Here is a 22661-nt window from a genome sequence, read left to right as displayed (position 1 = left end):
GCCGTCGCCGACTTCATGCCGCACTTCTGGGACGGCGTGCTCGTCACGCTCCAGGCCCTCGTCCTCGGCTCGCTGATCTCCTTCAGCCTCGGCCTGGTCTGGGCCATCGCCTTCCGCGCCCCGACGCGCTTCGTACGCTGGCCGGTGGGCATCGTCACCGAGTTCATCCGCAACACCCCGCTGCTCGTGCAGCTCTTCTTCCTCTACTTCGTGCTGCCGGAGTGGGGCATCCAGTTCTCCGCCCTGACCACCGGCATCGTCGCCATCGGCCTGCACTACTCGACGTACACCGCGCAGGTCTACCGCGCGGGCATCGAGGCCGTGCCCGCCGGCCAGTGGGAGGCGGCACGGGCGCTGAGCCTGCCGTACCGCAGGACGTGGACGGCGGTGATCCTGCCGCAGGCGATCCGCCGCGTGATCCCGGCGCTCGGCAACTACGTGATCGCGATGCTGAAGGACACCCCGCTGCTCGCCGGGATCGGCGTGCTCGAACTGCTTCAGCGGTCCCGCCTGGAAGCGGCCCAGACCTTCCAGTACACGGAGGCCCTGACCGTCGTGGGGGTCGCCTTCATCGCCATCGCCTACCCCTCCTCCCTCCTCCTCCGAGCCCTGGAGCGACGTCTTGTCCGCTGACGCGAACCTCCCCAAAGACCAGCCGAACCCCAAGGTGGACGGCAGCGAGCTGATCCGCTTCGACAAGGTCGTCAAGCGCTTCGGCGGCAACACCGTCCTCGACGAGCTCGACTTCTCCGTCGACTCCGGCAAGCACGTCACGCTGATCGGCCCGTCGGGCTCCGGCAAGACGACGATCCTTCGGCTCCTGATGACCCTGATCAAGCCCGACGAGGGCACGATCAAGGTCAACGGCGACTACCTCACGCACGAGGAGAGGGCCGGCAAGCTCGTCCCGGCCGGCGAGAAGCACATCCGCGAGGTCCGCAAGAACATCGGGATGGTCTTCCAGCAGTTCAACCTCTTCCCGAACATGAAGGTCCTGCGCAACATCATGGAGGCACCGGTCACCGTGCTCGGCCTCTCCAAGGACGAGGCGGAGCAGCGCGCCCGCGAGCTGCTCGACATGGTCGGTCTCGGCGACCGCTGCGACGCGTACCCGACGCAGCTCTCCGGCGGCCAGCAGCAGCGCGTCGCCATTGCCCGCGCCCTCGCGATGCGCCCGCAGGTGCTGCTCCTCGACGAGGTCACCTCCGCGCTCGACCCGGAGCTCGTCGCCGGCGTCCTGGACGTGCTGCGCGACATCGCGCACACCACGGACATCACGATGCTCTGTGTGACCCACGAGATGAATTTCGCCCGCGACATCTCGGACCAGGTCCTGATGTTCGACGCGGGCCGGGTCATCGAGTCCGGGGCGCCGGAGAAGATCTTCAGCGATCCGGAGCACGAGCGGACGCGGGAATTTCTCAGCGCAGTTCTGTGAGCACGATCGGTGAGGGCCGGTAAGTAGCGAGGTCCCGAACCTGGGGCATGACTTTGGCATATGCCAGGGTGGCGCGTTCCTGATGACAGGCCCGGAGCGCGCCACCAAAGTCGCCAACAGGCGCCCCACAAAGGCCTCTTGGCGGCTATCGTGGACCGAGGCCAGCTGTCCGGAACCGGTCCTTGCAGGGGGATGCCGTGGCGCTGAAGCACGAGCCGATCGCGCAGCACCACTCGGTGCAGCACGCCCTTCGTGTGCTCGAAACCGTCGCACGACGCGGCGTCGGCGTCACCGCTGCCGAGCTCGGCAGCGAGACAGAGCTGTCCCCCGCCCGGCTCGCCCCACTGCTGCGCATGCTGCGCCGCGAGGGGTACGTGGAGCAGACTTCCGACGGCGCGTATGTCACGGGCGAGACGCTGACCAGCCTCGGCTCGGCGCAGGGCCGCGAGGACGCGCTCACCACGAGCCTCCAGCGCACCCTCGACCGACTGCGCGAGACGGTGGGCGCGGCGGTCTATCTCAGCCGGTACGTCGACGGCGAGATCCGCATCACTCAGTTCGCCCAGGGCCCCACGACCCCCGCGGTCAACGAGTGGGTGGACTTCCGCTCCGCGGCGCACGCCAGCGCGATCGGCAAGAGCCTCCTCGGCCAGCTCGACCTCAACGGGCGGCGCGACCACCTCTCCCGCCACAAGATGGCCCGCCTCACCTCGCGCACGATCACGAACGAGCGCGTCCTGCTCTCCAAGCTCGACGCCCAGCCCGCGACGGTGCCGGTCCTCGACCTCCAGGAGTACGCGGTGGGCACGGTGTGCGCCGCCGTCCCGATCACGGCAGGCTCCTCGGTGGGCGCGCTGGCCCTGTCCCTCCCGATCGAGCACGCCCACCGCCTGCACCACGCGGCGGACACCCTGAACCGCGGGGCGGCCCCGGTACTGCTCTCCCTGGCGATCTAGGCACCCGTCCCCGGGGTGTGCAGAGCACCCCTCAGAACCAGGTATTATTTTCGAGTCAGCAGGCGCCGCTAGCTCAGTTGGTTAGAGCAGCTGACTCTTAATCAGCGGGTCCGGGGTTCGAGTCCCTGGCGGCGCACAGACAGGCAAAGGCCCTCCACACGCGTGGGGGGCCTTCGCTATTAGCAGACCCGCCCCGACCCAGCCAGGGCGGCTGGAGGTCCGGGGGTTACCCCCCGGGAAGACACAGCATCAGCGGGTCCGGGGTTCGAGTCCCTGGCGGCGCACAGACAGGCAAAGGCCCTCCACACGCGTGGGGGGCCTTCGCTATTAGCAGGCCCGCCCCGACCCAGCCAGGGCGGCTGGGGGTCCGGGGGTTATCCCCCGGGAAGACACAGCATCAGCGGGTCCGGGGTTCGAGTCCCTGGCGGCGCACAGACAAGAGAGGCCCTCCGCGGAAGCGGGGGGCCTTTTGCGTGTGGTCCTGCGTGCGTGGCCTCAGGCCCGTAGGTACGCCAGCACCGCCAGCACCCTTCGGTGGGTGTCCGAGTCGTCGGCCGGTGGCAGGTCCAGTTTTCCCAGGATGTTGCCGATGTGCTTGCCGACTGCGGCCTCGCTCACCACCAGGTCCCGGGCGATCGCGCCGTTCGACCTGCCCTCGGCGACCAGGGCGAGTACCTCGCGCTCGCGCGGGGTGAGGCGCTCCAGAGGGTCGCGGCGGCGGCGCAGCAGCTGGCGTACCACTTCGGGGTCGACGACCGTGCCGCCGGAGGCAACCCGTTCCACCGCCTCGACGAACTGCTCGACCTGCCCGACGCGGTCCTTGAGCAGATAGCCGACGCCGGTGCCGTCGCCCGTGTCGAGGAGCTCGGCCGCGTACGAGCGCTGCACGTACTGGCTGAGGACCAGGACCGGCAGGCCGGGGCGGTCCGCGCGCAGGGCGAGCGCGGCGCGCAGGCCCTCGTCGTGGAAGCCGGGCGGCATCCGTACGTCGGTGAGGACGAGGTCCGGCGTGTGCTCGGCGACGGCGGCGCGCAGCGCGTCCGCGTCGCCGACCGCGGCGACCACCTCGTGCCCGAACCGGGCGAGCAGGCCCACGAGGCCCTCGCGCAGCAGCACGGCGTCCTCGGCGAGGACCACTCTCAGAGCGCTGGGCACGGGATCTCCAGGGACAGTGCGGTCGGCCCGCCGGCCGGGCTGATGATCGTCAGTGTGCCATCGAGAACGGCGAGCCGGTCGGCGAGTCCGGTGAGCCCGCTGCCGCGCGCGGGGTCGGCGCCGCCGCCCCCGTCGTCGTGCACGTCGATGACGAGGCGGCCGCGCTCGTGGCGTGCGGTGAGCCGGGCGCGGGTGGCGCCGCTGTGCTTGGCGGTGTTGGCGAGGGCCTCGCACACGGCGAAGTAGGCGGCGGACTCGACGGGTCCGGGCAGCCGGGGCAGGTCGATACGGGTGTCTACGGGGACGGCCGAGCGGTCGGCGGCGTCGTCGAGGGCGGCCGCGAGCCCGTAGTCGGCGAGGACCTGGGGGTGGATTCCGTGGATCAACTCCCGTAGCTCCACGAGGACTTGGCAGGCCTCGTCGTGCGCGGTGGCGATGCGTTCGGCGAGCGGCCCCGTCGCGGGGGCGTCGAGGCGGGCGAGTCCGAGGCTCATCGTGAGGGCGACCAGGCGCTGTTGGGCGCCGTCGTGCAGGTCGCGCTCGATGCGGCGCCGCTCGGCCTCGAACGCGGCGACCAGGCGCGCCCGCGACCTGGTGACCTCCGCGAGCCGCACCTCCTCCTCCGTCTCGCGGGGCGCGAGCAGCAGCCGGGCGAGCGCGCCCCGGGCTGCGGCGTAGGCGCCGAGCGGGTAGAGGAGCACCGCGAGCAGGGCGAGCCCGGCGACGGTGCACAGGGCGGCCTGCCCGGACGAGTCGATGAGCCAGAGCTTCACGACCCGGGTGTCGTGCCCGGCGCTCGCGAGCTGGAGCGGCGCCGCCGCCACCGCCACCGCGAGGCCGATCGTGCAGGCCAGGACCAGCAGGTCGAGCGGCCACAGGACGAGCGCGAGGAGCGCGGCATAGGCGAGTTCGCGCCAGGTCGCCTGTTCACCGAGGCGCAGCCGTAGCCAGGCCGTGGCGCCGGGCTCGGCCGGTGTGCGGTGCGGGCTGGGCGCCGCCTGCCCGGTCACGGGCCGCAGCCGGCGTCGCTCCAGCGCCCCGACCGGGACCCCGGCGAGCGCGAGCAGGGCGAGCAGCGGCAGCCCCACGAGGACGAGGGAGAGCACGGCGCCCGCGACGCCGAGCGTCACGAAGGTGACCAGGAGCGGCGCTCCGACGAGCACCCCTCCCGCGAGATACCCGGCGGCGCGCCACGGGGCGCTGCCGCGCAGGTAGGAGGGGCTGAGCAGGGAGGCGGCGAGGGAGGTCATCGGGCGGGGCCGGCGGCTGGAGAGCGCCCGGCGGCAGCCGGGGACGGCCCCGTAACCGGAGTCGGCCCCGTAACCGGAGACGGCCCCGTAACCGGAGACGGCCCCGCCGACTCCCCCGCGTCGAACCTCTGCCGGGCCTCCTCGACCAGGGGCAGGTGCCCGGACGACCACTCGGCGAGCGTCGCGAACAGCGGGGCGAGGCTGCGGCCCAGGTCGCTGATCTCGTACTCGACCCGGGGCGGCACCTCCGGGTAGTACGTGCGCACGACGAGTCCGTCGCGCTCCATCTGCCGCAGGCGCTGTGTGAGCACCTTCGGCGTGATGGTGCCGATGGTGCGCTGGAGCTGCACGAAGCGCTGGGTGCCGTACTCGTTGAGCGCCCACAGGATCGGCGTGGTCCAGCGGCTGAAGACGATGTCGAGGACCGGCGAGATCGGGCAGGCCTGCTCGGGCCCGCCGCCCTGCCACCGCGTACTGCCGCTCATACAGCCCTCCCGGGAAGTCACTTTCCTCTAGGTACCTACTTTACTCAGGATGCTAGCTTTCGAGAACCGAGCGGGGCATCAAGGTCCCAGCAGGACAAGGGAGTTGAAGATGATCGTTGTCACGGGTGCCACCGGGAACGTCGGCCGTCCGCTCGTCACCGCCCTGACCGCCGCGGGCGAGCAGGTCACCGCCGTATCGCGCCGCCCCGCGCCCGACCTGCCCGTTCGCCACGTCCAGGCGGACGTCGGCGACGCGGAGAGTCTGCGGCCCGCGCTGGAGGGGGCCGACGCGCTGTTCCTGCTGATCGGCGCGGAGCTGCATCAGGCCGGGGAACCGCCGGCCGCCGTGCTCGACGCGGCAAAGGCGGCGGGCGTACGCCGGGTGGTCCTGCTCTCCTCGCAGGGGGCGGTGACGCGGCCCGACGCCGTCTCGCACGCCAGGCTGCACGCGTTCGAGGAGGCCGTACGCCAGTCGGGCCTGGACTGGACGCTGCTGCGCCCCGGCGGGTTCGCCTCGAACGCCTTCGCCTGGGCCGACTCCGTACGCGCCCACCGCACCGTCGCCGCCCCGTTCGCCGATGTGGCGCTGCCGGTGATCGACCCGGCGGACATCGCCGCGGCGGCAGCCGTCGCGCTGCGCGAGGACGGTCACGCGGGCCGGGCCTACGAGCTGACGGGACCGGTGGGCGTCTCACCGCGTGAGCAGGCCGCGGCGCTCGGCGAGGCGATCGGCGCCGAGGTGCGGTTCACCGAACTGAGCCGCGCAGAGGCCCGCGCCTTCATGACGCGGTTCATGCCGGAGCCGGTCGTGGACGGCACGCTCGACATCCTCGGTTCGCCGCACCCCGCCGAGCAGCGGGTGAGCCCGGACGTGCGGACCCTGCTCGGCCGCGAACCCGGCACGTTCGCCCAGTGGGCGGCCCGCAACGCGGCGGCCTTCGCCTGACCGGCCCCACGAGCGCGCCCGGCTCACCGGTCCAGCAGTTCCGACCGCCCGTGCGCCGCGTACTCCGCCGTGAGCGCCACGACGTCGGTATCGGTGAGGCGCCGGTACCCGCTCTCCCCCGGTGGCCGCCACCACACGGGGTCCGCACACCGGAACCCCTCGCGGCGCAGCCCCACCCGGTGCACCTTGTTCGTCGCAGTGACGGGCATCCGCTCCACGATCCGGACGAAGCGCGGCGCCATCTTCGTCCCCAGGTCGGCCTGGGACAGCAGGAATTCGGCGAAGGCGAGCGGGTCGAAGGGGCCGGCCGTGCCCGTCTCACGCAGGGCGAGCGTCGCCATCACCTGGTCGCCGGCCACCGGGTCCGGCACCCCGTACACGGCGACGGCGGCGGCGTGTTCGTACCGGGCGAGGATGTTCTCGATCATCGCGGGTGCCAGGTTCTCGCTGTCGACCCGCAGCCGGTCGTCGGTGCGGCCCGCGAAGTACAGGAACCCCTCGCGGTCGCGGTAGAAGAGATCCCCCGTCCAGTACCAGCCGTCCCGCACCCGCTGTCCGTATGCGTCCTCGTTGCGCCAGTACCCCTCGAAGGGTGTACGGCCGCGGTTGACCAACTCCCCTATCGCGACCGCCCCGTTGAGGAGCCGTCCGTCCGCGTCGAAGTCCGCGGGCGGGCACTCCCGCCGGGTGGCCGCGTCGACGACGGCCAGGTCGTCCCCCGGCGTCGCCCGGCCTATCGCCCCGGCCGGCGTCCCCGCCGAGCGCTGGATGGCGGCGCCGCCCTCGGAGGACCCGTACCCCTCGACGAGCCGCACCCCGAACCGCTCGGCGAACCGCGCCGCGTCCACCGCCCCCGCCTCCGTGCCGAAGCCGACCCGCAGCGGGTTGTCCCGGTCGTCGGGCCGCTCGTCGGTGGCCAGGATGTACTGCACGGCCCGCCCGACATACGTGAAGTACGTGGCTCCGTACGCCCGTACGTCGTCCAGGAAGCACGAGGCCGAGAACCGGCGTCGCAGCGCCACGCCCGCGCCCGCCGCGACGGCCGGCGCCCAGTCGGCGATCACCGCGTTGCCGTGGAAGAGCGGCATGCAGATGTAGTGGACGTCGTCGCGGCGCACCCCGAACTGGCCGACGAGGGACTGTCCGGCGGCCGCAAGGCGCCCCTGTGAGCAGATCGCGGCCTTGGGCGCACCCGTGGAGCCGGAGGTGAAGTACAGCAGCATGCGGGTTTCGGGGGTGGCGCGGGTGGGATCGGGCTTGGCGCCCTCGTACGGCGCGAGCAGTTCGGCGTACGCGTCGGAGTCCGTCACCAGGATGCGTACGCCCGGGAGTTGGAGCCCGTCGAGCAGCGGCAGATGAGACCGCTCAGTGACGAGGACGCGACAGTCGGTGTGGAGGATGTCGCGGGCGAGTTCGGGGCCGCGCCGGGTCGGGTTGACGCCGGCGACGGCGGCGCCCGCGAGGGCCGCGGCGCTCAGCCAGAGCGGGAACTCCGGGGTGTTGTCGAGGAGTACGCCGAGGTGCGGATCGGCTCCCCGGGGCAGCAGGTCGGCGAGGAGCGCGGCCCGGGCGGCGGCGCCCGCGGCGACCTCGTGATGGCTGAGGACCTGGTCCTCGCACCACAGTCCGGGGCGGTGGTCGCCCCATCGCTCCTGTACGAGTTCCGCGACGGTACGCCTCATGGGACCCATGACCGCGCACCATAATTGACGTACCGTCAGAAGTGGAGACCCCGGCGGGAGATGTTGTTGAACACCTGAAAGCCTCGGGTCAGAAGGGCATCTCGGCGGCGGCGACAACGAAGAATACGCAGAAGGCGACGACGAGGCCGAGGAAGCCCAGCAGGAACACCATGCCCGCCGCCGCCCGCACCGGGGCCGGGGCGTGCGCCGTGGCACGGTCGGGGCGGTCGGCGGTGTAGTACACCATCACGACATCGCCCTGCACGGTGGTCGCGGGCCCGTTGGCCTCCTCGAACCTGACGGGGCGTCCGTCACCGGCCGTGAACTCGTAGACGTGGTGCTGTGTGGTGCTCCGGTGGCCGTCGCTGTCACGCCTCGTCGAGGTGAACGCGCGCAGACAGCGGGCCTCTGCGGTCAGACCGCTCGCCCAGGCCCTTCTTACCTGCATCGAGCGGCGGGTCAGCGTCACCGCCATGAAGAGCGCCACCGACGCGATGAACACCGGCACGATCAAGAACAACACCTGCATGGCCATCCCCCGATACCACGTTCCGTGCACGCCGCACCGGTCGGAACGGCGTGCACGGAACGTACCCGCGCGAAGGCCCCGGGAGCCTCAAGCCATGCTCAGAACTGAACGTCCGAGCACGCGTAGAACGCGTTCGCCGTGTCCGCGATCGTCCACACCGCGAGGATCACGTGGTGGCCGCTCTTGCCGGAGGGCAGGGTGCCGGTGTGCGAGAGGGTGGCCGGGGGCTGGCCGCTGAACGGCACGGTGAGGAACGGCGCGGTGTCCAGGTCGGCCCTGGTCAGCGGCTTGCTGTCGTCCCAGCCGTTCTTGGTGATGTAGTAGCGGAAGTCCGTGGTGGAGTGCCGCGCGGTGAACTGCCAGCGGAAGGTCTGGCTCGCACCCGCGGTGACCTTGGTCGTCGGCCAGGCGGTGCCGTTGGGAGCCTTGGCGCCGTTGAGCGCGCCGAACTCGCCGTGGTTGGCGGAACAGATCGTCCCGTCGGCGGGACCGGCGGCCGGGAAGCCCTTGGGGCCCTCGACGCTCTGCGGTTCCCACTGGATGTTGCCGCATCCGGTGACGGTGCCATTGGCGCAGAGTTTCTGCCGGCTGATGGGGAGGTCGGTGTAGCCGTGGCTGCTCGCGCCGCCCGACGAGAGCACGAAGGCCCCCGCCGTGGTGAGGCCGAGCAGGGCCGCGTACATCTTCTTTCGCATGCTGCCGCTCCTGGAGAACGTGGGGGAGTTCCGGTGAGCCGTGCGCACAGCGTTGAATCAGGTCTAGACCAGGCCCAGATTATTGCCAGGAGTTGACTGTGTCCATATCAAAAGACATGTCCATACCAATAGTGGAGAGGATCCGGTCGCATCTCCCCCGGGAGGTCTCGACCAGCTCGCCGTTGGGCGCGTCATTTCCGGCCACCCAGACGCGGGCCCCCGCCGCGTCCCGACCGCCCGCCAACTGCCGTGCCACCAGCCGGACTTGACGCACCTCCACCGGAGCCTCGACATACCAGCACCGCGCCATCAGCTCCCGCGCCTCCCGCCAGCCCGGCAGGTCACACGCCAGGTAGTTCCCCTCGGTCACGACGAGCCGGGCCGCGGGCGGCACCAGATGCCGGGCGGCGACGGGCTCGTGCAACGTGCGGTCGTAATCGGGCACGTAGATGTCCGCGGCGGTGTCGTCGAGGACCCGGCGCAGCAGCGCCACGTACCCCCGCACGTCGAAGCTCGGCTCGGAGCCCTTGCGCGCGGTCAGCCCGAGGCGCTCCAACTGGGCGTTGGCCAGATGGAATCCGTCGAGCGGCAGATACGCGGCCTGCTCGCCGATCCGCTCGACCAGGGCCCGCGCGAGCGTGGACTTCCCGGCGCCGGGCGGGCCCGCGATACCCAGCAGGACACGCGGGCCCGACGCGGTGAGCTTCCAGGCTTCGGCCGTCAGTCTCGAGATCCCCATGGGCGGGGACTCTACGACGCGTCGCCGCCCCGGCCGGTGTAGAACGCCACCGTCAGATCCTTGACCAGCGCCTTGCGTTCGTAGTCGTCCAGCTCGACCAGGCCGCGCGTCGTCAGCCGCATCATCGTGTCCTCGACCGAGTCGACCACCGATGTCAGGACGCTGTCCCGGTGCTGCGCGTCGAGGGCCGCGATCCGGCGTCGCTGCATCGCGGCGGCGACCTCGGGCGCGTACTCGATCCTGGTCGGCTGCGCCGAGAACACCTCGATGCCGACGGGCGCCGCGTCGGCGGCGAGCTGCCGGGTGAGCGCGTCGCCGACGGCCTCCGCGTCGCGCAGGGTCGGGGCGTCCTGGTGGAAGGCGTCGGCGGGCAGCTGGGAGAGCACCCGAGCCATCGCCGCCTCCACACACTGGCGCAGATACTGCTGGTGGTCCTCCACGGCGAGCGCGGCGCGCGCGGTGTCCTTGATGCGCCACACGACGAGGATGACGACACGCAGGGCGACCCCGTTCGCGTCGACCGCGGGCATCGCCTCGCTGCGCCAGTGCCGCAGGCGTACGTCGGTACGGCGGCGCAGGAGCAGGGGGTTCACCCACATCAGGCCGGTACGGCGGACGGTTCCGCGGTAGCGGCCGAATTGCGTGAGCACCCACGCCTTGCCGGTCCGGCCGCGCGCGAGACCGCCGAACCCGAACAGGGCGAGCGTGCCCGAACCCGCGACGGCCGCCCACTGGACAAACCCGAGCTGCGCGCCCGCCGGGACGGGCAGCGCCGTGATGTGCGGCAGCACCCCGCCCCACCACAGCGACGCGGCGCCGCCCGCCGCGCCCGCGAGACCGCCGAGCACACCGACCGCGCCGGGCAGCGTGCGCCCGGGGCACTCGACGAGGTCCGGGTCGACGACCGGCGCCGGGCGCGAGGGCGGTCGCAGCGGCATACGGCGCGGGACGCGCGGCTGCTCCCCGCTGCTCCGCCGGCGCCCGACGACGGCCGGCCGCAGCCGCACCGAGACGGGGTCGGGCCCGTCCCGGGAAAGCAGATGGACCGGGATCTCCGTGGTGGCCCCACCGCGGATCAGCCGGGCGCCCCACCCGCCGGACGTCTCGGTTCCCGGCTCGGCGAAGCCCGCGGCGCGGACGCCCGCGGACACCCCGTGACCGCCACGCGCACCGCCACCGTCGGCCTCCGCGGGCAGCTCGGGCCCCTCCGGCCACTCCGTCGTCGTACTCATCCTTGCCTCCGTGCTGGATCCGTACATCCGCGATGGCCTCCGGCCCGGCAGAGCCGGAGGGGTCGGGGTGTGCGGCGAGGCGAGTCGCCACGCACCCCGGGGCCGCGTGCGGCCGGCGGGACCTCACGCCCCGCCGGCGGCCGGCCGGTGGGCGTTCACGAGAAGAGCCGTCGCCAGGTCTCGGGCCCCGGGTAGCCGTCGGCCGCGCCGCCGCGCCAGCCCTGGGACCGCTGGAACGCCTCGACGCCCCGCCGGTCGGCCTCGCCCCAGCGGGCGCCCGGGTCCTTGGTGTAGTTCTTGCCGAACCCCTTCTTCACCAGCTGCCTGCCGAGCTGGGTGACGTACGCGTTGTTCGCGCCCGGCCGGAACATGCCCCGCCCGGGATAGGGCGGCACCTTGGTAGCGGCGGAGCCGGGGCCGGACGCGCCGCCGGCGAGGGGCGGAATGTTCTTGCCCTTGCCGCCGACCAGATAGGCCCAGGTCGTGGGCCCGGGCAGGCCGTCGGCGTTCGTGCCCGTCCAGCCCTGCGCACGCTGGAACGCCTGTGTGGCGAGCCGGTCGGCCTCACCCCAGCGCGGCCCGGGTCCGGTCGTGTAGAACCGCCCGCCGCCCCGGTCGACGAGCAGCTTCCCGAGCCGTGTGACGTTCGCGTTGTCCGTCCCGGTACCGAACGACTTGGCGCCCGGGAACTGCGTCGACGCCGAACCGCCGACCGCCGCCTTCTCCTCCAGCTTCAGCCCCTTGTAGCGATAGGGCACATAGTGGGACGAGTTGCTCCAGTAGGCGTAGGGCGTGGACTGCTTGCGGGCGCTGGGCGGCGTCTGCTCGTACGCGATGTAGTAGGTGTGCGTGTAGTCGGTCCAGCCACCGAAGAGGACGACGTGCGAGCCCTTCTGAGGGTCCGACAGATTGTGGAAGAGCAGCATGTCGCCGGGCTGGAGCTGCTCGCGCGTGATGCGCGTCCCGTACTTGGCGAGACTCCCGGTCCATTCGTTGCTGCCGAGGTTCCACGCCATGGAGACGAAGCCGGAGCAGTCCTGCCGGTACCCGTCGCTCCAGAACTTCACCATGCTGTACGGCACCTTGGCGGCGAGCCAGAGCTTGGCCCGGTTGACGACCGCCGCGCGGGTCGTGGCCGGCAGTCCGGTCACGTGCCCCGAGGGCAAGGCCGGGCTGCCCGCCGGTCCGTGCAGCGGGCCCGACCCGCCCTGCGGGGTCGGCGGCTCGTCCGAGGACGGCAGCCCCGGCCTGGCCGGTCCGTGGTCGGACGCGACGGCGGGGACCGTGTGCGCGCCACCGATGACCGTGCCGGCCGCGGCCGCGAGGACGAGGGCGCGCCGGGCGCCGTGGGCGGCGGGGTGGCCGCCGAGACTGATCGTCAGCGACGACGGGGAGCTCCGGGCGGCACTCCGCCAGTGAAGACACCCCGGGCAGTCGCAGTCGCTCGCAGGATCGAATTCCTCGAACACCGGAGCCTTCATGCGATTCCCCTCACACTCCAGAATGAAATGTCCAACAATCTGCACAAACGGAAGCCTCTCAACTCTCCGGCGATATCGCATGTTGACGGTCCGAATGATGGATTTACCGGATAAATAGGGTGATACGGACAGGCGTGGTGGTCCGGAGCACTCCCGGGATTCGGGTAGAGTTCTCCAGGTCAGCAGGCGCCGCTAGCTCAGTTGGTTAGAGCAGCTGACTCTTAATCAGCGGGTCCGGGGTTCGAGTCCCTGGCGGCGCACAGACAGGCAAAGGCCCTCCACGCGAGTGGGGGGCCTTCGCTATTGACAGGCCCGCCCCGACGCAGCGAGGGCGGCTGGGGGTCCGGGGGTTACCCCCCGGGAAGACACAGCATCAGCGGGTCCGGGGTTCGAGTCCCTGGCGGCGCACAGACAGGCAAAGGCCCTCCACACGCGTGGGGGGCCTTCGCTATTGACAGGCCCACCCCGACCCAGCGAGGGCGGCTGGGGGTCCGGGGGTTACCCCCCGGGAAGACACAGCATCAGCGGGTCCGGGGTTCGAGTCCCTGGCGGCGCACAGACAGGCAAAGGCCCTCCACGCGAGTGGGGGGCCTTCGCTATTGACAGGCCCGCCCCGACGCAGCGAGGGCGGCTGGGGGTCCGGGGGTTATCCCCCGGGAAGACACAGCATCAGCGGGTCCGGGGTTCGAGTCCCTGGCGGCGCACAGACAGGCAAAGGCCCTCCACACGCGTGGGGGGCCTTCGCTATTGACAGGCCCACCCCGACCCAGCCAGGGCGGCTGGGGGTCCGGGGGTTACCCCCCGGGAAGACACAGCATCAGCGGGTCCGGGGTTCGAGTCCCTGGCGGCGCACAGACAAGAGAGGCCCTCCGCGTAAGCGGGGGGCCTTTCTGCTGCTCGGGGGGCTACGGCTGCTGCTCCTGCAGATAACGTGGGCCCATGGCGCGCGACCTCCAGGAGCGGATCAAAAAGCTCATCATCGACCGGCGGCTTCCCTCCGGTGCCTCCCTGCCCACCGAGCCCGAGTTGATGGAGCTCCTCGGCGTCAGCCGGAACTCCGTGCGCGAGGCGCTCAAGGCCCTCCAGGCCATGGGCATCGTGGAGATCCGGCACGGCTTCGGCACCTACGTCGGACCGATGTCCATGGCCCCCATGATCGAGGGGCTCACCTTCCGCACCGTCGCCGGGCACTACCGCGGCGAGGACAGCCTGCTCCAGCTCCTCGAACTGCGCGAGGCCGTCGAGACCGGCCTCATCGCGCGCCTCGCCGGCCGCGTCCCCGAGGCCGACCTGGCCGAACTGGACGCCCTCGTCGACCGCATGGACGCCGAGGCGGCCACCGACGGCGCCGTGAGCCCGGGCACCGACCGCGCCTTCCACGCGACGCTCTACCGCGGCCTCGGGAACCCGCTGCTCGGCGAGGTCATGGAGGCGTTCTGGGACGCCTTCCACCGGGTGCGCACCGACCTCGTCGCCATCCCGCACGACCCGAAGGTCACCGGACTCCAGCACCGCGAGATCGTCGACGCGGTGCGCTCCGGCGACCCACTGCGTGCGGAGCGCGCCATAAGGGAGCACTTCGGCGACATCCGCACCCGGCTGAGCAACCCGACGGGCACCCCGTGAGCAACGTCTGAGCACTCCGGCGCGCGCCCGATAAGCAACGTCTGCGCCCCCGGCGTGCGCCTCGTGAACGACGCCTGAGCACCCCGTCCGCCCCAACAGGCGCGTCAATTCACACGTATGACCGGTAAACAGCTTGTTTCGCTTCGTATCGCCCTTGCGATCATGATGAGGTGCGTAGAACCCTGTCCTGGAGCCATTGGCTCCGATGAGGCAGGCGGTACACGGCAGTTGGGGGCCGGCAGTCGGCCGGCGCCGGTTGCGCTCGACGTGCTTACGACTGGGGCGGGGGGCCCCGTTCATGAAGCGATGCCGAGGGGGGCATCATGCAACCGGAAGGCCGTCGTCTCAGTCTTAGACGGGGGACCGTGGCCTGCCACTGACACGTCCGGCCAGGTCAAGGGGGACCGAACCGGACGGATGACCGACGACCACGCAGTGACTTGCGTGCGGGGGGAATGACTCATGACGTCGACGCCGACAGGCGCCCGGCAGAACTTCGATCCGTCCCAGACCACCCAGCTACGCGTGCCGCCGCATCGGACCGGCGGCTTCCGGCGCATCAAGAAGGCCCTGCCGCGCTACGACTACGAGCACTACAGCCGGCTCGCGGGGCCGCTGACCCAGCCCGAACCCGGCAAGCCGTACAAGGTGCAGTACCGCTCGCTGCTCTCGCAGGAGCCGCACCGGCTGCGGGCCGCGCTGATGCTGGGCGCCGCGCCGCTCCTCTCTCTCGTACTGCTCTTCTGGCTGCTCCAGCCCGAGCACTGGACGGAGCGGGACTACCCGGCGTACGACTTCCTGCCCGCGCTCGACGTCGTGATGCTGGTGTCGATCGGCCTGATCGAGTTCTTCCGCTGCATGAACGTGCTGTCGAACGCGCACGCCACGCTCGTCGCCCGCGACCCGATCCCGGTGGTGCCCGAGACCGGCACGAGAGTCGCGTTCCTGACCTCGTTCGTGCCCGGCAAGGAGCCGATCGAGATGGTGACGAAGACCCTGGAGGCGGCCGTGAAGCTGCGCCACCGGGGGCTGTTGCACATCTGGCTCCTCGACGAGGGCGACGACCCCGAGGTGAAGGCGGTCTGCGAGCGCCTCGGCGTGCACCACTTCTCCCGCAAGGGCGTCGCGAGGTGGAACCAGGCCAAGGGCCCGCACCGCGCCAAGACCAAGCACGGCAACTACAACGCCTGGCTGGACGCGCACGGCGACGACTACGACTACTTCGCCTCCGTCGACACCGACCATGTGCCGCTGCCCAACTACCTGGAGCGGATGCTCGGCTTCTTCCGCGACGAGAACGTCGGCTTCGTCATCGGCCCGCAGGTCTACGGCAACTACGACTCCTTCGTCACGAAGGCCGCCGAATCCCAGCAGTTCCTCTTCCACGCGCTGATCCAGCGCGCGGGGAACGCCTACGGCGCCCCGATGTTCGTCGGCACCTCCAACGCCGTACGCATCAGGACCCTCAAGCAGATCGGCGGTCTGTACGACTCGATCACCGAGGACATGGCGACGGGCTTCGAGATCCACCGCGCCAAGAACCCGGCCACGGGCGAGAAGTGGAAGTCGGTCTACACGCCCGACGTGCTCGCCGTCGGTGAGGGCCCGAACGCCTGGACCGACTTCTTCACGCAGCAGCTGCGCTGGTCCCGAGGCACGTACGAGACGATCCTCAAGCAGTTCTGGAAGGCGCCGTTCTCGCTGCCGCCGGGCCGCTTCTTCAACTACACGATGATGGTCATCTTCTACCCGATGTCCGCCATGAACTGGATTCTGGCGGCGCTGAGTTGCGCCCTGTTCCTCGGTCTCGGCGCGTCCGGCGTGAACATCGACCCGACCATCTGGCTGATGCTGTACGGCAACGCGTCCGCGCTGCAGATCGGCCTCTACATCTGGAACCGCCGCCACAACGTGTCGCCGCACGAGCCCGAGGGCTCCGGCGGTATCGCGGGCATGGTGATGTCGGCACTGTCCGCGCCGATCTACGCACGCTCCCTGCTGGACGCCGTGCTGCGGCGCAAGAGCAAGTTCGTCGTGACCCCCAAGGGTGAGTCGGCCAGCCCCGACACGCTGTTTGGCACGTTCCGCATCCACCTGTTCTTCATCCTGGTCTTCGCGGCGTCCATGACCGCGTCCTTCGTGTACGGGCACGCGCACCCGGCGATGCTCACCTGGGCCTCGTTCGCGCTGCTCATCACGGCCTCGCCGATCTTCGTGTGGCGGTGGACGATGCGGCAGGACAGGAAGAAGCCGAAGCCGCCGGTGACCGCTCCCCCCGACCAGGCGGAGCACCCGGCGACCACGGCGCAGCACGCCCAGGAGAAGCCCACCTGGGCCGCGCCCGACCAGACCATGCAGATCGCCCTTGGGGGACGTAAGAAATGAAAGACGGTGCCAGCCGCCGCCGTGCCCGACGCATAGCCATCGGCTCGGTGGTGGTGCTAGCGCTTGCCGGGATGAACGGTCCGTGGCTCTACCGGTTCGGGTCGGCGAAGTACCACGAGTACAAGATCAACAGACCCGAGTACAAGGCCGAGAACGGCAGGTGGGACATCGTCGAGTTCCCCAAGGAGTACCGGCAGAACACGATCCACGCCGCCCTGCTGCACACGGGCAAGATCCTGCTCGTGGCCGGGTCCGGGAACAACCAGGACAACTTCGACGCGAAGAAGTTCGACACCCGGCTGTGGGACCCGGTGAAGGGGACGATCAAGAAGATCCCCACGCCCAGCGACCTGTTCTGCACGGGCCACACGCAGCTGGCCAACGGCAATCTGCTCATCGCCGGCGGCACCAAGAGCTACGAGAAGCTCAAGGGCGACGTCACCAAGGCCGGCGGCCTGATGATCGTCCACAACGAGGACCCGGACGAGCCGAAGACGATCCCCAAGGGGTCCAGGTTCACCGGCAAGGAGAACGGCAAGACCTTCGTCACCAGCGAGAACATCACCATCGAGCGGGCGAAGAAGGTCTTCGACCCCAAGACGGGCAAGTTCCTGCGCAACGACCCGGGCATCCGCCGGGTCTACGTCGAGGCGCAGAAGAGCGGCACGAAGTACGAGACGGGCACGCAGGACAACTACCGCGTGCAGGGCCTCAAGGGCGCCGACGCGCGCAACGTCTACGGCATCGCGCAGAAGCTCGCCCTGGACAAGAAGGACTTCCAGGGGATCAGGGACAGCTACGAGTTCGACCCGGTCGCCGAGAAGTACATCAAGGTCGACCCGATGAACGAGGCCCGCTGGTACCCGACGCTGACCACGCTCTCGGACGGCAGGGTCCTCTCGGTCTCCGGGCTCGACGACATCGGCCAGCTCGTCCCGGGCAAGAACGAGACGTACGACCCGAAAACCAAGAAGTGGACGTACACCAAGGGGATCCGCCAGTTCCCGACGTACCCGGCCCTCTTCCAGATGGAGGACGGGAAGATCTTCTACTCGGGTGCCAACGCGGGTTACGGGCCCGACAACGTCGGCCGCACGCCCGGCATCTGGGACCTCGCGACCAACAAGTTCCGGAAGATTCCCGGGCTGAGCGACCCGAAGCTGATGGAGACCGCCGGCACGGTGGAGCTGCCGCCCGCGCAGGACCAGCGCTACATGGTGGTCGGCGGCGGCGGGGTCGGCGAGTCCAAGGAGTCGAGCCGCAGGACGCGGATCGTCGACCTGAAGGCGAAGGACCCGAAGTTCGTCGACGGTCCCGAGCTGGAGAAGGGCACGCGCTACCCGCAGTCCTCCACGCTCCCCGACGACACGGTCCTGGTGTCCGGCGGCTCCGAGGACTACCGCGGCCGCGGCGACTCGAACATCCACCAGGCGCGGCTGTACGACGTGAAGACCAACACGTTCAAGCGCGTCGCCGACCCGCTCGTCGGCCGCAACTACCACTCGGGCTCGATCCTGCTGCCCGACGGCCGCGTGATGTTCTTCGGCTCGGACTCGCTCTACGCCGACAAGGCGAACACCAAGCCCGGCGTCTTCGAGCAGCGCATCGAGATCTACACGCCGCCGTATCTGTACCAGGACTCGCGGCCCACGCTCAGCGGCGGCACGAAGACCGTCGCGCGCGGCGGCACGGCGACGTACGAGTCGGACCACGCGACGGCGATCAGGACGGCCCGGCTGATCAGGCCGAGCGCGTCCACGCACGTCACGGACGTCGACCAGACGTCGATCGCCCTCGACCTGAAGAAGTCGAAGGACAGCGTCACGGTGACCATCCCGAACAACCGCAGCCTGGTCGAGTCGGGCTGGTACATGCTGTTCGTGACGGACGATCAGGGCACGCCCAGCAAGGCACAGTGGGTGCACGTGCCGTAAAAGCACCGGACGGGCTGGCATATCCAGCCCGTCCGGCGTTTGAGGACATCTTTTAGCCTGTCGCCCGCGCCAGCTTCAACGCATACTCCGGCCACCACTTCCCGGCCGGGGGACCCCCCTTGCAGTCGCCGTCCGACTCGCCGGGCCGCTTGACCCACAGGTACGCCTTGACCAGGGGGTCGCCCGTCTTGGTGCCGGGCTCCTCGCCCAGCGCCCGCCCGGGCGGGTTGCACCAGCGCTGGTCGGGGTCGCCGCCCGTGTAGGGCCCGTTCCCGTTGCGGCTGGTGTCGATGACGAACGGCTTGTTGCCGACCTTCGCCGAGAGCTCCTTGCCGTACTTCACGGAGTCCGCGGTGGTGTAGAAGTTCGACACGTTGACCGAGAAGCCGTCGGCCTGGTCGATGCCGGACCACTGGAGCGGCTGGAAGATCTGGTCGGGCTTGCCCCAGCCGGCGTTGCCCGCGTCGAGGTAAACGGTCGTGTTCTTCAGCGACTTGAGCTTGCCGACGGCGCCCTTGAGAAGGTCGTAACGCTCCTCGTGGAACTCCTCCGGCGTGCAGTTGTCCACCATGTGCTGCACGGCGTCCGGCTCCAGGATCACCGTCGCGTGCCGGTCGCCGATGCCCTGGGCGACGCTGTCGATGAACGCCCGGTACTGGTTCCCGTCGGCCGCGCCGCCCTTGGAGAACTGGCCGCAGTCGCGGTGCGGGATGTTGTAGAGCACGAGCAGGGCGTCCCGGTCGGCCTTGTCGGCCGCCTCGGTGTAGCCCCGGGCCTGGTCCTCCGCGTTCTCCGGGAGGATCCACTCGCCGCTCGGCTGCTCGGCTATCTTCCGGATCTGCTCGGCGTCGTCCTTCTTGCCGGCCTTCTCGTAGGCGGCGACCTGCTTGGCGGCGCTGCCGTCCGGGTTGACCCAGTACGGGTCGGACCCCTTCGGCTGCTGTTTCACGGGTGACGGTGAGCCGTTCTTGTCCTTGCCGTCCCCGGAGGAACATCCGGACACCAGCAGCGCCGCCCCCACGGCCGCCGCTCCCGCCCTCACCCCCCAGGCGCCGACACCGCGTACGCGGCCTGCGTCCTTGCGGTACATCCACTCCCCCTTGGGTGCCCTGTACGACTCTCAATCCTGGCATACGGGCCGCCGCGACCACGAGGGCGGACAGGGTTCGTCAAATACCTGTTACAGCACCCGCGTTCGGTGTTCACGGGGGCTGCGAGCACATCCGGACTTGGCGTCGAACAGCCTCTAGGCCGCGTCGCCCATCCGCTCTAGAGTCGTCGTGAGCGGCCCGAGCCCCGGCCTGCACCACCTCTCCGGGAGGGCAGGTCTCTGCCGACCTCCCGCGCCGACGCCGGGTTACTCCCGCAGCCCGAGCGCGCGCGGTCGAGGACCAGCCCGGCCGGCGTCTCCCCGGGGGGAGCGGCCGCCGGCCGGGCCGGGTTGTCAGCGCGCGGGCGCGTCGGTCACGCCGGTGAGGTACGCGGACACGACGACGTTGGCGGTGTAGGTGTGCGACGCCCGGTCGAAGGAGCCGCCGCAGGTGATCAGCCGCAGCTCGGCCCGGTCGGACTTCCGCTGGCCGTACGCCTTTTGCGCGTCGAACCGGTCGCGGCTGAAGACCTGCACGTCGTCGACGGTGAACTCGGCGACGGAGCCGTCGTCCCGCGCGACCCGCACCTTGTCGCCCGGCTTGGCCGAGCTGAGGCGGTAGAACACGGCGGGCCTGGTGTCCGTGTCGACGTGCCCGACGAGCAGGGCCGTGCCGCGCTCGCCCGGCTTCACGCCGCCGCCGTACCAGCCGACGACGCCTGCCTGCGAGAACGGCGGCGGGTCGATCGCGCCGCTCCCGTCGAGGCCGCGGGCCGTCACCGGCGCCTCGATCTTCAGTGCGGAGACATCCATGTGCTGCGGCTCCGCACCGGCCATCGGCTTGTGCGCGGGCGGCAGTTCGATGCCGAGCGGCCGTCCGACGGCGGCCGCGTCGCCCGTCGTGGGCGCGGACAGGCCGTGGATATCGGTGACTCCTCGGCCCCACAGCCACAGGCCGAGCAGCAGTACGGCCCAGGCCACTCCGGTCACGAGCCGCCCGTTGCCGTGCGGTCGTTCGCCGTCAGCCATGATCGGCCCCCGCTCAGTCGGAGCGGCGCCGGCGGACGCTGCGCAGGGCCACGGCGACGGCCGCGACCGCCGCGAGCACCAGGCCGAGCACCGCGTGCCGGGTGCCGGGGCCCTCCTCGCGCAGACCGTCGGTGATCTCGGTGGTGCGGGCCGCGGTGAGCTGCGCGGTACCGCCGCCGCCCGCGTGCACGGGTGCGGTGGGGACCGGCGCGGGCCGGCCCTGCTGGAGGACCTGGACGCTGCCCTTGACCCTGCTGCTGTCGCCGTCGCAGGTCACCCTGATCTCGTAGATCCCGGGTGTCGCGGACGAGCGGATGCGGGCCTGGCTGGTCAGCGTGGGCCGGTCCGCGGACGGGGCGAGATCGCCGGGCGTCTCGAAGGCGTCCGAGTAGACCTTGCCCCTGGATTCCTTGCAACCGGAGACCCTGAGGTCTACCTGGGTCCCGGGGGCGGGGGTGAACGGGGTGACGGTGACGGAACCGGTGGATCCGTCGGATTCCCCGCCCTCCGCGTGGGCGGCGGCTACGGGCAGTGTCACCAGAACGGCGGCCGCCCCTATGGCACGGAGAGCGAACATCTCTCTACGCATTGTGAACCTCCTGTATTGGAAGGGTCACGCGCGCAGGCCAGATCCGCATCCCGGGGGCGCCGGAAAAGGCCGCCCCCGGGAGCGGGATCAGACGAGTTCGACCAGGTCAGCGATGGAATTGACGACCTCGGAAGGCCGGAAGGGATAGCGGTCGACGTCGGCCCTGCCGGTGAGCCCCGTCAGGACGAGGAAGGTCTTCATCCCGGCTTCGAGGCCCGCGAGGACGTCGGTGTCCATGCGGTCGCCGATCATGGCGCTGCTCTCCGAGTGCGCCCCGATCGCGTTCAGGCCGGTGCGCATCATCAGCGGGTTCGGCTTGCCCGCGAAGTAGGGCTGCTTGCCGGTCGCCTTGGTGATCAGCGCGGCGACGGCGCCGGTGGCGGGCAGCGGGCCCTCGGTGGAGGGGCCGGTCTCGTCCGGGTTGGTGCAGATGCCGTGTCCCCCCGGGGGGACAACCCCCAGACCCCCGGCCGAGAAGACGGCACTAAGGGAATCGGTTACAGCAGCGTGCTGTACATCTTGCGGAATCCCCGCCTCTGTGGATACCGCTCCTACATTCCGCAGGAAGTCCGGGAACGATCGGGCCGAGTGGACCCCGTCGAGTATCTGGTGGAGCGCACGGACGGCAAGCCCGTCACCGGGGCTTGGGGCACCATCCTCAGCGCCGAGGAGTGGTGTGAACTCGTCGAAGAGCTGGACTCGCGCAAGCAGAGCGGCACCGGGCGGAAGAAGGGAACCACAGTCACCAAACGGCTGCTGACTGGCATCGCCCGCTGCGCCAAGTGCGGGGCCGCCCTTTCTTCCGGCGTCTACCAGAAGGGCACCGTAAGCCACGAGAAGTACGGCTACCACTACTACTGCCGTGCCGCCGACGGAGGTTGCGGGAGTCTGTCCCGTAGCGGGCCCCCTGTCGAGGACCATGTGGAGAATCAGCTCCTTGACCGGCTCCGACAGCAGCTGATCGAAGCGGGGTCGTCAGCCACGGAAGTCCCCGAGCTGACAGCGGCACGGCAGACTCTTCGGCAGATCGAAGCGGACAAGGCCGAGGCCCGGCAACTCCGAGCCGACGATCTGCTGTCCTTGGCCGAATTCGCGCGGGAGATCAGACGGCTTGAGGAGAAAGAGCAGGCTGTCAGGGAAGAGGCCGCCGTCCTGTCCACAGCGCCGAGGCCCTCGAAGTCCACTCTCGCCCGCGTCATCCGGGAATGGGAGTCCTGCACCACAGACATGAAACGACGGGAGATGGAGCGCGCGATCGACACGGTGATCAGCAAACCCGCAGGCAAGGGAGGGGCGCAACGAGGTGCGTTTCGCCCTGATCTGATCGAGATCGTGTGGAAGTGCTGACCGGGGCATCGTGAGCAGGGGAATCGGTTGACGGGCCGTCGCCCGGCTGCATGCATAACATGGCCATCCCGCA

Annotated in this window: 20 protein-coding genes, 2 tRNA genes and 1 pseudogene; 10 read left to right on the top strand and 13 right to left on the bottom strand. The window is 70.5% G+C overall.

The window, feature by feature from the left end; translation table 11 throughout:
* The first annotated feature begins 15 nt into the window (after window positions 1-15).
* From ehuD to OHA58_RS22670, 4 genes are all read left to right on the top strand, one after another.
* The gene (ehuD, locus tag OHA58_RS22685; RefSeq protein WP_405485105.1) at window positions 16-633 is read left to right on the top strand and encodes an ectoine/hydroxyectoine ABC transporter permease subunit EhuD; all 618 of its coding nucleotides are present in this window, start codon (window positions 16-18) and stop codon (window positions 631-633) included.
* A complete protein-coding gene (gene ehuA / locus OHA58_RS22680; RefSeq protein ID WP_405480976.1) occupies window positions 623-1438 on the top strand; it encodes an ectoine/hydroxyectoine ABC transporter ATP-binding protein EhuA in 816 nt (271 codons plus the stop codon). Before ehuD ends, ehuA begins: the two co-directional genes overlap by 11 nt.
* Window positions 1439-1635: 197 nt before the next feature.
* Window positions 1636-2394 carry an IclR family transcriptional regulator gene (locus tag OHA58_RS22675; RefSeq protein WP_405480974.1) on the top strand — a complete coding sequence of 253 codons (759 nt, stop codon included), beginning with the start codon at window positions 1636-1638 and terminating at the stop codon, window positions 2392-2394.
* 62 nt (window positions 2395-2456) lie between these two features.
* A tRNA-Lys gene (locus OHA58_RS22670) sits at window positions 2457-2530 on the top strand.
* Between the two features lie 359 nt (window positions 2531-2889).
* Here OHA58_RS22670 and OHA58_RS22665 read toward each other — a convergent pair.
* The 3 genes and pseudogenes from OHA58_RS22665 to OHA58_RS22655 form a co-directional block, all read right to left on the bottom strand.
* Entirely contained in the window at window positions 2890-3549 is a 660-nt protein-coding gene (locus OHA58_RS22665) for a response regulator (protein WP_405480973.1), read from the bottom strand.
* Complete coding sequence (locus OHA58_RS22660; protein WP_405480972.1) at window positions 3534-4799, bottom strand: sensor domain-containing protein; 1266 nt, start codon at window positions 4797-4799, stop codon at window positions 3534-3536. The genes OHA58_RS22665 and OHA58_RS22660 overlap by 16 nt, the downstream gene beginning before the upstream one ends.
* A gap of 104 nt (window positions 4800-4903) precedes the next feature.
* Window positions 4904-5284: pseudogene (locus OHA58_RS22655) on the bottom strand (winged helix-turn-helix transcriptional regulator); the annotation flags it as partial.
* A gap of 109 nt (window positions 5285-5393) precedes the next feature.
* Here OHA58_RS22655 and OHA58_RS22650 point away from each other — a divergent pair.
* Window positions 5394-6230 (top strand): NAD(P)H-binding protein, encoded by an 837-nt coding sequence (locus tag OHA58_RS22650; RefSeq protein WP_405480970.1) that lies wholly within the window; start codon window positions 5394-5396, stop codon window positions 6228-6230.
* Between the two features lie 23 nt (window positions 6231-6253).
* Here the strand turns inward: OHA58_RS22650 and OHA58_RS22645 are convergent, their stop codons facing one another.
* The 6 genes from OHA58_RS22645 to OHA58_RS22620 form a co-directional block, all read right to left on the bottom strand.
* Complete coding sequence (locus OHA58_RS22645; RefSeq protein WP_405480968.1) at window positions 6254-7921, bottom strand: long-chain-fatty-acid--CoA ligase; 1668 nt, start codon at window positions 7919-7921, stop codon at window positions 6254-6256.
* A 79-nt stretch (window positions 7922-8000) separates the two neighbouring features.
* Complete coding sequence (locus tag OHA58_RS22640) at window positions 8001-8441, bottom strand: DUF3592 domain-containing protein (RefSeq protein ID WP_399680654.1); 441 nt, start codon at window positions 8439-8441, stop codon at window positions 8001-8003.
* Window positions 8442-8539: 98 nt separating this feature from the next.
* Window positions 8540-9136 carry a lytic polysaccharide monooxygenase gene (locus tag OHA58_RS22635; RefSeq protein WP_405480966.1) on the bottom strand — a complete coding sequence of 199 codons (597 nt, stop codon included), beginning with the start codon at window positions 9134-9136 and terminating at the stop codon, window positions 8540-8542.
* A gap of 79 nt (window positions 9137-9215) precedes the next feature.
* Complete coding sequence (locus tag OHA58_RS22630) at window positions 9216-9875, bottom strand: nucleoside/nucleotide kinase family protein (protein WP_405480965.1); 660 nt, start codon at window positions 9873-9875, stop codon at window positions 9216-9218.
* Window positions 9876-9886: 11 nt separating this feature from the next.
* Entirely contained in the window at window positions 9887-11107 is a 1221-nt protein-coding gene (locus tag OHA58_RS22625; protein ID WP_405480964.1) for an SPFH domain-containing protein, read from the bottom strand.
* A 155-nt stretch (window positions 11108-11262) separates the two neighbouring features.
* Window positions 11263-12588, bottom strand: a complete 1326-nt coding sequence (locus OHA58_RS22620; protein ID WP_405480963.1) for a peptidoglycan-binding protein — start codon at window positions 12586-12588, stop codon at window positions 11263-11265.
* A 186-nt stretch (window positions 12589-12774) separates the two neighbouring features.
* On the opposite strand from OHA58_RS22620, the gene OHA58_RS22615 reads away from it, so the two are divergent.
* The 4 genes from OHA58_RS22615 (at window position 12775) to OHA58_RS22600 (ending at window position 18533) form a co-directional block, all read left to right on the top strand.
* Window positions 12775-12848 (top strand) — tRNA-Lys (locus OHA58_RS22615).
* Window positions 12849-13527: 679 nt separating this feature from the next.
* A complete protein-coding gene (locus tag OHA58_RS22610) occupies window positions 13528-14214 on the top strand; it encodes a FadR/GntR family transcriptional regulator (protein ID WP_405480962.1) in 687 nt (228 codons plus the stop codon).
* 462 nt (window positions 14215-14676) lie between these two features.
* Entirely contained in the window at window positions 14677-16599 is a 1923-nt protein-coding gene (locus OHA58_RS22605; protein ID WP_405480960.1) for a glycosyltransferase family 2 protein, read from the top strand.
* Window positions 16596-18533 carry a galactose oxidase-like domain-containing protein gene (locus OHA58_RS22600; RefSeq protein ID WP_405480959.1) on the top strand — a complete coding sequence of 646 codons (1938 nt, stop codon included), beginning with the start codon at window positions 16596-16598 and terminating at the stop codon, window positions 18531-18533. The genes OHA58_RS22605 and OHA58_RS22600 overlap by 4 nt, the downstream gene beginning before the upstream one ends.
* 52 nt (window positions 18534-18585) lie before the next feature.
* Here the strand turns inward: OHA58_RS22600 and OHA58_RS22595 are convergent, their stop codons facing one another.
* From OHA58_RS22595 to OHA58_RS22580, 4 genes are all read right to left on the bottom strand, one after another.
* Entirely contained in the window at window positions 18586-19623 is a 1038-nt protein-coding gene (locus tag OHA58_RS22595; RefSeq protein ID WP_405480957.1) for a glycoside hydrolase family 6 protein, read from the bottom strand.
* A gap of 354 nt (window positions 19624-19977) precedes the next feature.
* Window positions 19978-20652 carry a class F sortase gene (locus tag OHA58_RS22590; protein WP_405480956.1) on the bottom strand — a complete coding sequence of 225 codons (675 nt, stop codon included), beginning with the start codon at window positions 20650-20652 and terminating at the stop codon, window positions 19978-19980.
* A 13-nt stretch (window positions 20653-20665) separates the two neighbouring features.
* Window positions 20666-21229: a hypothetical protein gene (locus OHA58_RS22585; protein ID WP_405480954.1), complete on the bottom strand. Its 564-nt coding sequence runs from the start codon at window positions 21227-21229 to the stop codon at window positions 20666-20668.
* 99 nt (window positions 21230-21328) lie between these two features.
* Window positions 21329-21598: an HAD hydrolase-like protein gene (locus tag OHA58_RS22580; protein WP_405485103.1), complete on the bottom strand. Its 270-nt coding sequence runs from the start codon at window positions 21596-21598 to the stop codon at window positions 21329-21331.
* 252 nt (window positions 21599-21850) lie between these two features.
* On the opposite strand from OHA58_RS22580, the gene OHA58_RS22575 reads away from it, so the two are divergent.
* The gene (locus tag OHA58_RS22575) at window positions 21851-22588 is read left to right on the top strand and encodes a recombinase zinc beta ribbon domain-containing protein (protein ID WP_405480953.1); all 738 of its coding nucleotides are present in this window, start codon (window positions 21851-21853) and stop codon (window positions 22586-22588) included.
* Window positions 22589-22661 lie beyond the last annotated feature (73 nt).

Source organism: Streptomyces sp. NBC_00009, from assembly GCF_045040855.1.
Lineage (GTDB): Bacteria > Actinomycetota > Actinomycetes > Streptomycetales > Streptomycetaceae > Streptomyces > Streptomyces aureus.
The sequence above is the reverse complement of the archived record's forward strand: the minus strand, read 5'-3'. Positions and strand labels throughout refer to the sequence as shown.